Source organism: Serratia sp. Ae19-1, assembly GCF_059801225.1.
The window spans coordinates 14,510-29,494 of sequence record NZ_JBCHWD010000005.1 but is presented as its reverse complement, the minus strand read 5'-3'; the positions used below and the strand labels follow the sequence as shown (position 1 = coordinate 29,494).

8 protein-coding genes are annotated in these 14,985 nt (G+C 51.1%); all 8 read left to right on the top strand.

What is annotated here, in order from left to right:
- Window positions 1–31: 31 nt before the first annotated feature.
- The 8 genes from AAIE04_RS15320 to AAIE04_RS15285 all read left to right on the top strand — a co-directional run bounded on the left by AAIE04_RS15320 (window position 32) and on the right by AAIE04_RS15285 (window position 14,914).
- Window positions 32–2,476 carry a phage tail tape measure protein gene (locus AAIE04_RS15320; protein WP_498577283.1) on the top strand — a complete coding sequence of 815 codons (2,445 nt, stop codon included), beginning with the start codon at window positions 32–34 and terminating at the stop codon, window positions 2,474–2,476.
- Window positions 2,477–2,550: 74 nt separating this feature from the next.
- Window positions 2,551–2,892 carry a phage tail protein gene (locus AAIE04_RS15315; RefSeq protein WP_498577282.1) on the top strand — a complete coding sequence of 114 codons (342 nt, stop codon included), beginning with the start codon at window positions 2,551–2,553 and terminating at the stop codon, window positions 2,890–2,892.
- A gap of 8 nt (window positions 2,893–2,900) precedes the next feature.
- Window positions 2,901–3,653: a phage minor tail protein L gene (locus AAIE04_RS15310; RefSeq protein WP_498577281.1), complete on the top strand. Its 753-nt coding sequence runs from the start codon at window positions 2,901–2,903 to the stop codon at window positions 3,651–3,653.
- 2 nt (window positions 3,654–3,655) lie between these two features.
- Complete coding sequence (locus AAIE04_RS15305; protein WP_019455556.1) at window positions 3,656–4,366, top strand: C40 family peptidase; 711 nt, start codon at window positions 3,656–3,658, stop codon at window positions 4,364–4,366.
- Window positions 4,363–4,983: a tail assembly protein gene (locus tag AAIE04_RS15300; RefSeq protein ID WP_060441078.1), complete on the top strand. Its 621-nt coding sequence runs from the start codon at window positions 4,363–4,365 to the stop codon at window positions 4,981–4,983. The genes AAIE04_RS15305 and AAIE04_RS15300 overlap by 4 nt, the downstream gene beginning before the upstream one ends.
- A 54-nt stretch (window positions 4,984–5,037) precedes the next feature.
- Window positions 5,038–10,755 carry a TipJ family phage tail tip protein gene (gene gpJ / locus AAIE04_RS15295; protein ID WP_498577280.1) on the top strand — a complete coding sequence of 1,906 codons (5,718 nt, stop codon included), beginning with the start codon at window positions 5,038–5,040 and terminating at the stop codon, window positions 10,753–10,755.
- A gap of 57 nt (window positions 10,756–10,812) precedes the next feature.
- The gene (locus tag AAIE04_RS15290; protein ID WP_060441076.1) at window positions 10,813–12,846 is read left to right on the top strand and encodes a phage tail fiber protein; all 2,034 of its coding nucleotides are present in this window, start codon (window positions 10,813–10,815) and stop codon (window positions 12,844–12,846) included.
- A 121-nt stretch (window positions 12,847–12,967) separates the two neighbouring features.
- Window positions 12,968–14,914, top strand: a complete 1,947-nt coding sequence (locus AAIE04_RS15285; protein ID WP_154747710.1) for a phage tail fiber protein — start codon at window positions 12,968–12,970, stop codon at window positions 14,912–14,914.
- Window positions 14,915–14,985 lie beyond the last annotated feature (71 nt).

Here is a 14,985-nt window from a genome sequence, read left to right as displayed (position 1 = left end):
TGCTGGCTTTTGTTGTGGCGAGGAGCCAGACATGGCAGATATTGCAACAATGACGCTGCGTATTCATACCGGTGATTTGCAGCGTGCGAATAAAGAATTGAACGACTTGCAACGTAACGCTTCGGCAACCGTCGGTAAAATCGATGTGCTGAATCGCGCTTTTCGCAGTGGGGCGCAGGATCTCCGCCTCTATAGTGATAGTTTACATCAGATGTCGACTCGGCTGGGTCCGTTAAATAATGAATTGGGCAAGTTGATTCGGCAGCAACGTCAAACCCAGAGTTCAGTTTCCCGCAGCGCCTTCGATGAGCAAGGTTTAAGGCGCCATGGGGCGGCGCTGCAGCAGCTTAGGAGGCAAATGGGGCAGCAAGCTGCTGATATGCATACTGGTAATAATAATGCCAAAGCCTATAAGGAAACATTAAACACTCTATCAACCAATATGTTGGGTTTGGTGTCGTCATTGGCGTCGGGGGAGCCTGTTTGGAAAGTTGCGCTAAATCATGGGGCACAACTGGTCACTTCATTTGGTGGCGTAAGCAATACGTTGCAAGCATTACGCCCATTGTTGGTGACCACTAGCGCCGCTTTGGGTGGGGTCATCGGTGGTGTCGCAACGTTGGCCAGTTGGGGCTATAACGTCCGTGAATCATTCGACAGTATGCGAACTTCCATCATTATGACCAACGGCCAGGCCTTCAACTCGATTGGCCAAATGGAGTCTCTGGCAGTTTCTATCGGTTCAATGACGAACAGCAGTATCAGTTCGAATGAAACATTGCTCACGTCTTTGAACCGTTTGGGACGTTATTCCGCGCCGCAGATAGGCATTATTGCCAAAGCAACGCAGGATCTTGGTGCGGTGACCGAGGTGACCGCTGAAGAGGTTGAAGCCAACTTCCGCAAAATAGCGGACGATCCCGTTAAAGGATTGGCGGAGTTGGGTAAGCAGTATGGCTTTGTCAACGTTGAGATGTTAGAGCATGTCTCTCGTTTGGTTGATGCTGGGAAAAGCACCGATGCGGCTACGTTGGCGATGCAGTTCTATGGTGATGAGACCGGCAGGCAGTCTGCGGCTATCATGGAAAACATGTCTCCGCTGTCGCTGATGTGGATGGACGTGAAAAAATGGGCTTCTGATGCCGCACATGGCGTTGGCGTGGATATGTTGGCCATGGCCAGGCTGGTGAAAGATATCGTGGGCACGCTTATCGATGAAGTCAGGCTGTTAATCACAAAAGGCGATGGATTGATTTCCGGCTTTATCGTTGATTCTTTGGGGCCTATAGCCAAGATGGCCCACGTTGACTTTCTTAACGGTTTTATTGAGACGAATAAAAAAATTGTTGAGGACAGCCAGAAGACCTCCGCTAAGTTAGAGGAGAGCATCTTTCAGGGGCACGCAAGAATCAGTGCCGGCCTTGCAGGTTATCGTGAGGCCATGACGGCGGAACAACCGCCTGTTCACAAGGGGGACAGCCGTGAGCAAATAGACACGTGGCTGGGTAAGCGCAATAAACGCTCCGGATTTTATTCACCCACGGCGGTAGCGGCCCCTGTCTCGTCGGCGAAAGGGCAAGAAAAGCCCGACTACGGCCGTATTGCGGGGGATTACATTAATCAACAACGCTCGAAATCCCAGCAAGTACTGCAAGAAAGCGGAGTGAGTGACCGTGAATTGCAACGCCGTCGTGAGCTTCAGCAGTTGAGTCGGGAGAATAAAGAAAACCCGTTTGCTGCAAATATGATGAGTGAGCTGGCAAACACATTTGCTGCTGAAGATAAGGTTCGTGGCGACTGGCTCGCCGGTGCACGTAAAGGATGGAGCGAATATCTGGATACTGCGACCAACGTTTACGCCTCTATGGCGGATGTTGGGCGAGCCACCTTTAACGGCCTTTCCGGAATGTTGACGGATATGGTCACCACAGGGAAAACCAGTTTTCAAGAGTTTACTTCCTCTATCTTGAAAATGATCGTCCAGGTTATCAATCAGTTGTTGGTGGCGTTTATGGTGCAAAAAGCCATGGGATGGATTGCCCGAGACGCTTCTTCGGGCGGTAACACTCCTGGGGCGGTGCCGATGGGGTTGAAGTCCTCCGGTGGGTATACCGGTGATGGCGGCAAGTATGATGCTGCCGGCGTTGTGCATCGCGGTGAGTTTGTCATGACCAAGGAGGCGACGCAGCGTATTGGCGTAGGTCATCTTTACGCCATGATGCGCGGCTACGCTGACGGTGGTTTGGTCGGCGAGCGTGCACCGATGTTCGGACTGAAAGGCGATCGGGGAGGCGGTATTACGGTAAATAGTACTGTGGTGATGAGCCAGGATGGCAATGCGCGTAACGCCGGTGAGCCTCCTGCGGGAGGGATGGGGAAAATCGTACAGGGTATCGTCAACCAAGCGATTACCGAACGGTTGAGCAAAGAACTAAAACCGGGGGGATTGATTTGGAATGCCTCGGGAGCGCGCTGATTTTATCGGTGCTAAAACTACGAAATATACGGTCACAACCCGCTACGGCGGGTTTTTTTATGTCTGGAGTAAATATGCCAATCGATACTTTTCAATGGCGCACGCAGGCGGCACCTGTCGGCAACTTTTTTCACAATGTCCGCAGCGCACAGTTTGGCGACGGATATAAGCAAATCAGCAGCAATGGGTTAAACAGCGTTACCCAATCCTGGCAGCTGGTCTATACCGGCCACCCTACGGTTACGGAGTCGCTGTTGTCTTTTTTAAATGCGCATGTGATCCGCGCCTTTTTCTGGACGCCGCCCGGCGGCAGAAAAAATCTGTTTAGAGTCAAATCTGACTCCATCACGGTATCACCGATTTCACGCAATGTGTTTTCGGTGAGTTTTACCTTTGAACAGGCCTTCGGGGTGTAGGGGGAGCCATGTCATATCACAACGATGTGCAAAAATTAGAGCCCGGTGAAGTTATCCAATTGATTGAAATTGATGGGACCGGTTTTGGCGCGGACATCCTGCGCTTCCATGCGCACAGCCTTCCTCGGGAATCTGAGGAGCTTGCCGCGTCTGCAGGGGATGAGCAATGCCTGAAGCCCAGGTCAATTTGGTGGCGGGGCCAGGAATATGAAGCTTACCCGTATGAAATTACCGGCTTGGCCACGACAACTGACGGTTCACAGCCTACGCCGAAACTGCGCGTTGCTAATATCAGCAATGTGGTGACTGCGTTATGTCTGGCGTACAGCGATCTTGTCCAGGCCAAAGTCTCCGTGCATCAAACCTTTGTGAAATACCTTGATGCGCGCAACTTTCCGGCAGGCAATTCGCTGGCGGATGCCAGTCAGGAACGAGTGCAGGTATTTTATATCGATAGCAAAACTGCTGAGACTAACACCGTCGTGGAATTCCAACTGGCCACACCCTTTGATTTGCAGGGGCAACAATTGCCGTCACGGCAAATCCATGGTTTGTGCACGTGGTGTATTCGCGGTTGGTATCGTACAGGAAGAGGTTGCGACTACGGCGGCGTTGCCGGCTTCGACAAAGATGATCAACCGGTGGACGATCCCGCGTTGGATGTCTGTGGCGGCCGTGTTTCCTCATGCAGAAAAAGGTTTGGTGAAGCCCAGCCGCTCTCCTTCGGTGGTTTCCCTGGTTCAAATCTTTTAGGGAAATGAGCATGCAAGAACATGTTATGCAGGCCATATATGAGCATGCCCGCTCGGTGTACCCGAATGAAAGCTGCGGTTTTGTGGTACTCAGTGGTCGTAAAGTACGGTATTTGCCGTGTGATAATGTGGCTGACAGCCCGCTGGAGGGGTTTGTTATTGCTCCGCAGGACTATGCTCGTGCGGAAGCGTGTGGGGAAATTATTCGCATTATTCACAGCCATCCCGATGTGCCAAATGTAGTTCCTTCTGAGTTGGACCGGGTTCAGTGCGATCATTCGGGTATTGTCTGGGGCATTTTGTCGTGGCCTGAAGGGGATTATCTCGAAATTGCACCGCGTGGCGATCGTCCGTTGATTGGCCGCAACTGGCTGCTGGGACATGCCGATTGCTGGTCATTGATCATGGATTATTACCACCGGCAGCATGGAATCATGCTGAATAATTACTCCGTAGAGCATGAGTGGTGGAGAGATGGTCATACCCGACTCTATGACGAGCATTGGTATCGTGAAGGGTTTCGTGAATTTGCGGGAGAAATACGGCCGGGTGACATGATCATGATGCAAATTTCAGCTCCGGTGACAAACCATGCGGGGATTTATTTAGGGGATAGCATGATGTTGCATCATCTCTATGGCCAGTTAAGCCAACGTTATCCCTATAACGGCTATTTCCAAGAACGAACGGTACGAGTGGTCAGGCGTAAGGAGTTGTTATGAACAAGGTAGCGAGAACAATCAGGTTAGGAGGCCAACTGGGCAAGCGGTTTGGCAAGACTCACCGGTTGGTGGTCGAAGATACTTGTGAAGCCTTGCGCGCGTTGTGCGTCACGGTCGAGGGGTTTGAGAAATATATGATGGGCGCTCATCGCCAAGGCATTCACTTCGCTTTTTTCAACGGTGATCAAAATATCGGGGTTGAAGAGTTCGCAACCTCGAAAGGTGATGCCGTGATCCGCATCATGCCGATCATTGCGGGCAGCAAGAACGGCGGCATGTTCCAGATAGTGCTCGGCGTTGCCGCTTTGATAGGGGCATTTTATACAGGGGGCGGCACGTTGGCGCTTTGGAAGGCATCCATGGCAACTTCTCTCACCGTTTCAACGCTCAGCATGATGGGTGCTTCCATGGTGATGGGCGGTGTCATCCAGATGCTGACACCGCAACCCAGCTTCGGCATGTCTGTTTCACAATCGGTGGAGAACAAACCCTCGTATGCTTTCGGTTCCCCGGTCAATACCACTGCACAGGGCTACCCTGTGCCCATTTTGTACGGTGAACGCGAGATCGGGGGAGCGGTGATCTCAGCGGGCATTTACGCCGAAAACCAACAATAGGACGTTTCTTTATTCATCACGGTCGCTCAGGCGGCCTTTTTTTATGGGCGCAATATGGCACAGACACTTATTCGCGGGCGCAAAGGTGGTGGTGGAGCGGCGCATACACCGGTCGAATCACCTGATGACTTGCAGTCCAATGCAAAAATTAAAATCCTCCTGGCGTTATCGGAAGGTGAGATCGCCGGCGAACTAGACGGCACGCGCATTCTGCTGGATGGCACGCTGATACACAATGCCGACGGCAGCGAGAATTTCACCGGACTGAAATGGGAGGTGCGCAATGGTACGCAAATGCAGGATTACATTCAGGGGATGCCGGACGTTGAGTCGGAAACCTCCGTCAACGTAAAACTGACGACGACCAATGCCTGGACACGTACTTTCACTAATACCGACATTGATGCATTGCGCATTCGGATGGGATTTCCATCGCTGTTTCGTTATGAAAATAACGGTGATATGCATGGCGCGGTTGTGGAATACAAAATTGAACTCTCTACCGACGGCGCTGCTTATCAAACGGTCGTTGCCGGAAAAGTAGAGGGCAAAACCACCAGTTTGTATGAGCGTGACCATCGGGTTAACTTGCCCAAGGCAACAAACGGCTGGACGTTGCGTGTAAGTCGTCTGACGCCGGACTCCACCAGCAGCAAACTGGTAAATAATACCCAGGTTCAGACTTATACCGAGATCGTTGACGCGAAGTTTCGTTATCCCAATACGGCACTGCTGTTCATTGAGTTCGACGCAGCTCAATTCAACGCGGTCCCTAAAATTACCGTCAGGCCAAAAGGCAAGATTATACGCATTCCCGCCAACTACGATCCGTTGGCTCGCAGTTACTCCGGCGCTTGGGATGGCAGTTTCAAATGGGCTTGGAGCAACAACCCTGCCTGGGTGTTCTACGATATTGCGCTTGATAAGAACTATGGGTTGGGGAACCGGGTTTCCGCATTGGAAATGGACAAATGGGGACTCTATCGAATCGCCCAGTATTGTGATGAGCTCGTCAGTGACGGACTGGGTGGTGAGGGTAAGGAACCACGCTTTTTGTGCGATGTGTATATTCAATCTCAGCAAGATGCTTACACCGTCTTACGCGATATTTCGGCTATTTTCCGCGGTATTACCTACTGGGGTAACGATCAGCTATTTGCCTATGCGGATATGCCGCGCGATATGGATTTTGTCTATTCGCGAGCCAACGTGATTAACGGTGAGTTTACCTATGCCTCAGGTTCTTACAAGAATCGCTATACCTCGGCGTTGGTCAAATGGGGCGATCCATCCAATCATTATGCCGAGGCCGTTGAGGCGGCCTACGATAACGATTTGGTTAAACGGTATGGGGTGAACCAGACCGAAATAACGGCTATTGGCTGCACACGCCGGACCGAAGCTCATCGCCGCGGTCGCTGGGCTATTTTAAGCAATGCCAAAGATCGTACCGTCAGTTTTAACGTTGGACTGGACGGCAATATTCCTCTGCCTGCGCGTATTATCGGCGTCGCGGACGCGATGTTGGCCGGTAAGGCCAATGGCGGCAGGATCCGAACTGCACAGGAACGAACAGTCGTTTTGGATCGTGAGGTCGAGTTTACCGCGGGCGATCGTTTGTGCGTCAATCTGCCGGATGGCACGGCCCAACGCCGCACCATTGCCAGCATTGCCGCTGACAAGAAAACCGTAACGCTCACTGCGGCTTTTCGTCAGCAACCGGAAACGGAAGCGGTCTGGAGCATCGATTCTGACGACCTGGCCGTTCAACAGTTCCGCGTGATTTCAGTGCAATCCAACGATGACGGCACTTTCACCATCAGTGCGGTAGAGCACGATCCAAATAAATACGCGTTTATCGATAACGGTGTTCGGTTGGATTCTCCGCCGCTTACTGTCACCCCCCCTGGCACGATAGCCGCACCCGCCAATATCACTCTTTCCCGGTATGACTATGTCAGCCAAGGGATCAATATCGCCACTCTGCGCGTGCAATGGGCGAGGGTGACCGGTGCGCTGAAGTATGAAGCGCAATGGCGCAAAGACAGCGGCAACTGGGTGAATATCGGTGCGACCTCTTCGCTGGGGTTTGAAGTCAACGGTATTTTCGCAGGCAATTATGATGTTCGGGTGCGTGCGGTTAATGCAGTCGACGTCTCCTCACCTTGGGGCCGCTCGGAAACCACCTATTTGGCCGGTAAAGAAGGGGCACCGCCGCGAATCGTTGGGCTGCGCGCTTCTATCGATCGGGTATTTGGTATCCAACTTTCCTGGATGTTTGGTACAGGGGCTGAGGATGGTCTGAAAACAACGCTAGCCGTTGCTGCACGAGCGGATTTCTCTGATGAGAAACTGTTGGCAGACGTGCCTTATCCGCAAAATAACTATGACATGCAAGGACTCAGGGCGGGGCAAACGCTGTATTTTCGCGCGGCGTTTACGGATAAAAACGGCTTACAGTCTGAATGGACGGAGTTTGTACGCGGCATTTCCTCCGATAAAGCGGATATCGTTTTGGAACAGATTGCCAACAGCATTACCGAGACGGAGTTAGGTAAAGAACTGTTGGATAAAATCTCCAGTCTGCCGTCCGATCAAAACGTTCAGGATCTGGCGAATAAGATCGCTAAGGCGCAGCGTGACATTGAGCAAAACAAGGAGGCACTGGCCGGCGATGTCGGTGCGTTGGAGCAGGCACTCGAGAGTGTTAAAGAACAAGTTGCCGGCACCAATACCGATCTGAACATGACCGTAGAAGGTTTGCAGCGCAACCTGGAGCAAATCAGCAAGGCGGCGATTGAGAATAGCCTGACACTCGATTTGGCACGCACTGATTTGACGATGGCGAAGCAAACGTTGGCCGGAGATATTCAAGATGCCCGGCATGAGCTTAGCGGGACGCGAGCGGCTCTGCAGCGGGCCGATACCGAGCTACAGGCTAAAGTAGACGCATTGACCGGCGGTGACGGCACCAGCATTGCAGAGGTGATTTCTCAGGTTAGCGTCTTGCGGGAACAGGACCAAGCGCTGGCAGAGCAATTGGCTGCCGTCGTGGCCAAATCAGCGGGCAATGCGGCGCAAATTGCTCAAGAAAAGCAGGCAAGGAGTGATGCCGATGAGGCAATGTCCCAAGTTATCAATTCGGTAAAAGCCGTTTCCGATAAGCAGCAGGGAACGATCGCCCAATTGGAACAAACGCAGGCAGATGCTCAAGCGGCGTTGGCCAAAGTGGAATCGGATGTGGCCGCCAGTGCCCAAATTGTCGATGACCATCATGCGGAACAAGGTCGGGTTAATGCGGCCGTTACGGCAAAAACGGAAGCATTGGCTAACCAGCAGCAGGCAATGGGTGAGCAGTTGGGCGGATTGGGCGCCGAGTTTAGCGATAATCAGGCCCAGGTTACGCAGCAACTGAAGACTTTGACGGATAGCGAGTCGGCTCTGGCACGGCAACTCAGTGCCCTGGAATCACAAGCGGGCTCCAATACGGCAGCGATAGCAGCGGAATCGCAGACTCGCGCAGAAGCTGACAGCGCTCAGGCGAAAGCGCTTAACACGTTGGGAACGGCCGTTGATGGCCAGGCTTCGGCCATCAATGTACTTCAGCAGGCAGCCAGCAATGCCGAGAGTTCAATGGCGGGCATTACGCAATCGCTGGAAGCACTCAGCAAAGCGGATATCGAGAACGCATTAAATCTTGATAACAGCAAAAAAGATCAGCACGAAGTTAACGCCACGATTACCGTCCAACAGCAAGTTCAGGCCGATCAGTTGGCGTCTCAGGCACGGCAGTTGACACGTTTGCAGGCCAACTTTGGTGATGTTTCTGCAGAACTCCAGCAAGAGTTAACCGTGCGTGCAACGGAAGACGGCGCGCTGTCACGACGTTTGGACTCGCTCAATAGTCAAGTGGGCGATAGTCGTGCAACCTTGGCCCAACTGCAGCAGGTTGTCAGCGATGCCGAAAGCGCACGGGCGGGAATGACGCAGTCGCTGGAAGCCTTGAGCAAAGCGGATATTGAGAATGCGCTAAACCTTGATAACAGCAAGAAAGAACAGGTTGGGGTAAACGCCGGGCTTATTTCGAAACAGGAGGTTCATGCCGACAAGCTGGAGTCGCAGGCACGGCAGTTGCTTATGCTGCAGGCTAACTTTGGCGATGTTTCTGCCGGGCTGCGGCAGGAGCTCACCGTACGCGCGACCGAGGACAGCGCATTATCACAACGGCTGGATTCACTTAATAGCCAGGTAGGGGAGAGCCAGGCTGCAATTACGCAGCTGCAGCAAACGCAATCTGATGCCGATAGCGCCAATGCCAGTCTGTCACAATCGTTGGCAGCGACGGCGAAAGCCAATATTGAGCTGGCATTGAAGCAAAGTGGGGATGTTCAGCAACAAAACACCATTACTGCGGGGCTCCAGACTCAACAGACGGTTTTGGCCGATAAGCAACAAGCGCAGGCTAGGCAGTTGATTGGCTTGCAGGCCAATTTTGGTAGCGTTGCGGCTAAATTGGCCACAGAGTTGACGGTAAGGGCGCAGGCCGATAGCGCTTTGGCACAACAGTTGACGACGTTAAGCGGCACGGTTGATGAGAATCAAGCGAACGTTGAACAACAGCTGCAGGTTTTGGTGGATACGGGTAGCGCTCAGGCAAAACAGCTTACCGATATATCCAGTAAAACAGAGGGAAACCGCGCTGCACTTACCCAACTGGCGAAAACAGTTACCGATAACCAATCGGCCTCTTCACAACAGATTGTTCAACTTAATACTGAAGTGGGTAAGGTCAAAACCAATCTGCTGAATGAAAGCAGCGTACGTTCAAGCGCCGATAGTGCATTAGGACAACGTATTGATCACGTGACGGCGACCGCCGGTAATAACACTGCGGCGGTACAGGAGGTCAAACAGGCACAGGCTTCATTGAACGGAAAGATATCGGCATCATGGAGTTTGAAGGTACAGGCTGACAACGCAGGGCGGCAGTTTGTTGCAGGGATGGCGTTGGGCGTAGATGGCGCGGGCAACAGTCAGTTCTTGGTCCAGGCGGATCGTTTTGCGTTGCTGAATAATCCAAACGGAAGTGTCTCCTCCCCGTTTGCCGTGCAAAATGGCCAGACGTTTATTAACGCCGCGTTTATCGCCAATGCTTCGATAGACAGTGCAAAAATAGCACAGGAAATCACGTCGTCAAACTACGTTTGGCATGACGACCCCGCTTATCGGCAGGGATGGGCGATCAATAAGAATGGTTATGCCACGTTCAGTAATATGGATGTGCGCGGACGTATTTTCGCCACTTCAGGCGTATTCAACAACGTGACCATCAATGAGAACTGCGATGTCAGAGGCAAGGTTTATGCGAATAGGATAGATGGTGATATTGCCAGCATGCAGGCATTCAGTGCCCAGACGCTACGCAAGCATGATGGCGTATATACCTACGTCTATGCGGGTGGAATGAACTATGCCGTGAGACTCGTCATTCCCAATATCAAGGTCGTGTATTACAGCAGCCCGCGAGGTTCGGTATGCAATATGCGAATCAAACTGAATGGGAATATCCTTCGTCAACATCGATTCAGTAGAGTGAGCGGAGGGGATGTTTATGAAGATGCTATTTCAATCGATATTCCAGCGTATGCCGGCGAGCAGCAAATTAGAATTGAGACTGACGCTATGGATGATCGAGATAGCACAATAGTTTCTTCTTTTGTCATGATGGTTTTCCCTCTTAAGAATAATAGGTTCTGGTCCTGGAGAGGATGAATGTTCTTTGGCGTTTAATTACCTTAATTTAATTTTTAGAAACATGGAGAAATAAGTATGTGGTATAAAGCGGGTAAAATTAATGTTGTCGCTAATAGCGCCTCTGTTTCTGCGACCGGCACACAATGGGGAGATGCAAAGTACGGCGTGATGCCGGGGATGATGTTGCTGGCACCAGATAATAAGCTCTATGAAATCAAGAGCGTTAACAGCAATGCTTCATTGACCTTGAACAGTAGTTATTCGGGTGAGACGGCCAATGGGCAACCCTATGCCATCATTACGACTTACGAAGGAGATATCAGTCAGTTCTCTGCTCGATTCAGCGCCTTGCTAACCTATTTTCAGGGAAGTCGTAGTGAGTTGATCGATGTCTTGACTGGTACCGGCGACGTTAAATTAACCAAAGAAGATGGTTCGTTGATCACTGTACCTTCGTACAGCAAATTGATGGCGGATATGCAAGACAAGGCGCTTGTTTCCATCGATCGTTTACGCTTTGCGATGCCGGTGACAACAACGGCAGATGTCACTTATTTGTGGGGAACGCTGGTGAACTTCCCGCAAAATGGCGCAACGGTGAGTATAGATATCGTTGGCGGGGCGGGATTTAATGGCCAGGTTTACAATAACACTGGAGCACAGGTTATTATCAGAACGGGGACGCAGAATAACGTTGTTAATTCACGTGGGCGCATTTCAGCTAGAGTGGTTCACTCAGGTAATGAAGTTATTATTAAAGCTCTTTCTTTAGTAGAAACATCGGCAAATAATTACGATGTTTATGTGACTCTGGGCAGTTTCATGGCCTCCAACTACTATACGGTGCAAGGAGGGTCACTTTCGACCATGCTGAGCCGTTGGGTCAACAAAGGGACTCGTTTCGAGGGCGACCTTCCTGCCAGCAATATGAACGTGGGAATCTATGCGCAGTATGTCGAGAGTTTGGCAAACAAGAAAATAGATCTGCAGAAGTGCATTTGGGCTGGCGATGGTACCGGGATTGGCGGCACTTCTGTGCACAAAGATGATGCGTTTGAAATGCTCAACCGTTTTTATCGGATAAATCAAGACTCGGCTAACTATCCAGGTGGTGCGGGTAACGTAGCGGTGGTTTCCCTGCCGCTGGATGGCAGCCCATCGGCGGCTTATTTGGCGGTGAGCGGGCAGCGGCATGCCTGGGTAGGGCAAGGAAGCAACTATGGGGAAAATAAAGGAAAAATATTCTGGCAGCGCGTGTTTACCGATCTCTATGCTCCTGCCGTTTCGGAGTTGAGAAATGGCAAAGATTACGGATTGACGGGGGCAGTCACCGCTGCAGCTCGGCTTAATTTAGATTCGCTATACCAGTCCAGTCCGTTGATGGTGATTAATGACGCTATTAATCGACCGGCGGAATTGGGGGTGGGCGCCGCGTTTATTAAAGTTGAAAGCTGGAAAGTGGATGGCGGAGCGGAGCCCGGTTCGCTTCGCACGCGGCAGGTGGTTTCCGGTTATGGCAGCCTTGGTTCTGAAAGCGGCAAGGTTTTTACCCGGGTGTGGAACGGTACGAAATGGACTGGATGGATTAAGGACTGGACAGAAGCGACGACGACGGTAGATGGCAACGGCTTTATCAAGAAAGCTTCGCCGATTGCTCGCTTGTCCAGCGATCCGCAGCGCATGAACAGTGATTTTTTAGCCGGCTTTATGCTTGCCGGCGTAGCGGCGATCAATCCCGAGGCGGCGGGAGTCACTGCAGAAAAGCTCACGACTGGCGTTTATCGCCTCACTGGTGCTCGTGGCTTCGCAAAGGAGGGGTGGACGTTTGAAATACCTCAAGATGGCAACGGCAACCGTTTGTGCTTCGTAGAGACGGAGACTGACGACGATGGCGTCGTCACGGTCAGAGTCAGTAAACGGCGATTCGATGCAGATACGGCGATGGTTATTGCCGGTGAGCCTATGGATATTCCGGCGGGGCGCTGGATCGATCTACGACTGGATGTCCTTCAGAATCAGGAAGTTGATGAGAAGGAAAAACATGCGGCAGATTTTCGCGATATTGATCTTGCCGATGCAGATGATGCCAACGTTGGACCTTTGCAGTAATTAGAATCGACTATTTATTTCTCTCTTTCGTGAGTTGCTAATTATAAATATGTCATTAACGGCAGGCATTGGCACGCCTGCCTTTTAATCATGATGCAATTGCATATCAAGGAATTTAAGCATGTGGTACAGAACGGGAAAAATTAATGTTGTCAGCAATGGGACATCCGTCGCAGGGGTGGGGACGCAATGGGCTGACGCAAAAAATGGCGTGATGCCTGGGACGATTTTGCTGGCTCCAGACAATCAACTTTATGAGATTAAATCTGTAAGTAACAACAATCTCTTTGTATTAAGTTCGCCTTATGCAGGTTCGACGGCCACTGGGCAAGATTACGCGATTATCACTACTTATGAAGGTGATATCAGCCAGTTTTCCGCAAGATTGTCAGCTTTGCTAACTTACTTTCAAGGAAGCCGCAATGATTTGATGAATTTATTGACTTCATCAGGTGATGTCACCATAGAAAAAGACGATGGGCAACGCATTATCTTGCCGGGATATAGGAAAGTGCTCGATAGCATGGATGTCACGGTTAAAAAAGTCATTAATAACACTCGTTGGAAGATGCCTGGTACGGCAAAGAACCCAGGATGGTATTTGCTTGGTGAAATCAGCAAATTTACGCAAGGTGGAAGTACGCTAAAGATCGATGTTACCGGCGGACCAGGTTATAACGGAGCTTGGATCCATAATGCGATGGCGAGTATTGTTATACGTACCGGTGATGGGCAAGTTTCGACTGTCAACGCAGCTGGACGAGCGGGGGTGACATGTTGGAACGCACTGCAAGAGCGTGCGGCGGTCATTGACGTTTGTTTGATTGAGCGAACGGCGAATATGTATGAGGTACATGTCAATCTTGGTAGCTTTATCAATCAGTGTTTCTATGAGATTTCTAGCGTAGATATGGCTATGGTCGATAACTGGAATCATGTCGCCACCAAAGATAGCGTTATACCTGAGAGCCCTCTGGGTAAAAAAGTGATTGCGAACTTGACCGATGCAACTGTCGTCGATCGTGATTATCTCGACAGCCGGTTGATTTCAAAAGGGGAGTTTGGTCTGGGAGCAGGTGCCCAGCATAAAGATGATGCTTTTCAACGAATTTACAACATGTATCGAGTGACGCCGGCCTCTGACAATGCTCCACTTCCCAACAACATTTTTGGCTGTGTCTCACTGCCGATCGATGGTGGCCCAACAACAGGGTATATGGCTGTGGGCTCATCGGGAGCACTCTTTACCGGTGTATCCAACTCGGTATCGGCGGGGAAAATCAGCTGGGGGCGAACCTTCGGTGATACCTGTTTGCCTACGGTATCGGATATTTCCAACCTGAAAGATTGGGGATTGACCTATGGTGTAACGGCAGCGAGAAAACTGGATTTTAATGATCGATACTTCTCGCGCAGAGGGATGGTAGGAACGGATCCTTTGGGGAATCCGTTCAAAGATGTCGGGACGTATTTTCTGGATGTGTATGGCTGGAAAGTCGGTCAAGAAGACACCAAAGAAAATTATCGCGCGGCGCAAACTTGTTACGGTTATGGGGTGTCGGGAAACCAGAGTGGGAAGATGTTTTTGCGTACCTGGAATGGCACCGAGTGGAGCAAGTGGTTCAAGGTTTGGACAGAGGCCTCCACGATCACGGACACCAATGGGTATCTCAAACCCGCCTCCCCGGTAGTCAAGCTCTTTGGTGATGGCCGCAGCGTATTCAATGAAGACGTTCTGGGGGTAAAAACGGAGAGGCTCAGCGAAGGGGTTTACCGCATGGCAGGGACGCTCGGATTCAATGCCGACCCAATTTGGGGGGGGATAAACGGTGGGATTGAAATCCCATTAGACAGTAACAAGCAAGCATTGATTTGGGTTGATTATCAGGTTGAAACCAATGGCGATATCATTATTCGCAGTTATCACCGTACCCACGACGGTGTTCCTGTTTTCGCGCGGAATATTAAAGAAGGGTATGTGGATGGTCAGCCTATCGACATTCCTGAGGGACGTCATATCGATCTGCGCGTACAAATGCCCGAATTCCCCATAGCGGCAGAGGTGTAAGCGAGACAACGTCTGATAGGCAGCGGAAAAGGGAGGAACGTCAATGGCAGCAGGAGCTGCCATTGACGTAT

What these genes read in the sequence shown, in the direction of transcription:
- AAIE04_RS15300 (WP_060441078.1), top strand. Translation starts at nt 4,363, where the DNA reads ATGAACAAGGTAGCGAGAACAATCAGGTTAGGAGGCCAACTGGGCAAG.
- gpJ (WP_498577280.1), top strand. Translation starts at nt 5,038, where the DNA reads ATGGCACAGACACTTATTCGCGGGCGCAAAGGTGGTGGTGGAGCGGCG.
- AAIE04_RS15310 (WP_498577281.1), top strand. Translation starts at nt 2,901, where the DNA reads ATGTCATATCACAACGATGTGCAAAAATTAGAGCCCGGTGAAGTTATC.
- AAIE04_RS15285 (WP_154747710.1), top strand. Translation starts at nt 12,968, where the DNA reads ATGTGGTACAGAACGGGAAAAATTAATGTTGTCAGCAATGGGACATCC.
- AAIE04_RS15290 (WP_060441076.1), top strand. Translation starts at nt 10,813, where the DNA reads ATGTGGTATAAAGCGGGTAAAATTAATGTTGTCGCTAATAGCGCCTCT.
- AAIE04_RS15315 (WP_498577282.1), top strand. Translation starts at nt 2,551, where the DNA reads ATGCCAATCGATACTTTTCAATGGCGCACGCAGGCGGCACCTGTCGGC.
- AAIE04_RS15320 (WP_498577283.1), top strand. Translation starts at nt 32, where the DNA reads ATGGCAGATATTGCAACAATGACGCTGCGTATTCATACCGGTGATTTG.
- AAIE04_RS15305 (WP_019455556.1), top strand. Translation starts at nt 3,656, where the DNA reads ATGCAAGAACATGTTATGCAGGCCATATATGAGCATGCCCGCTCGGTG.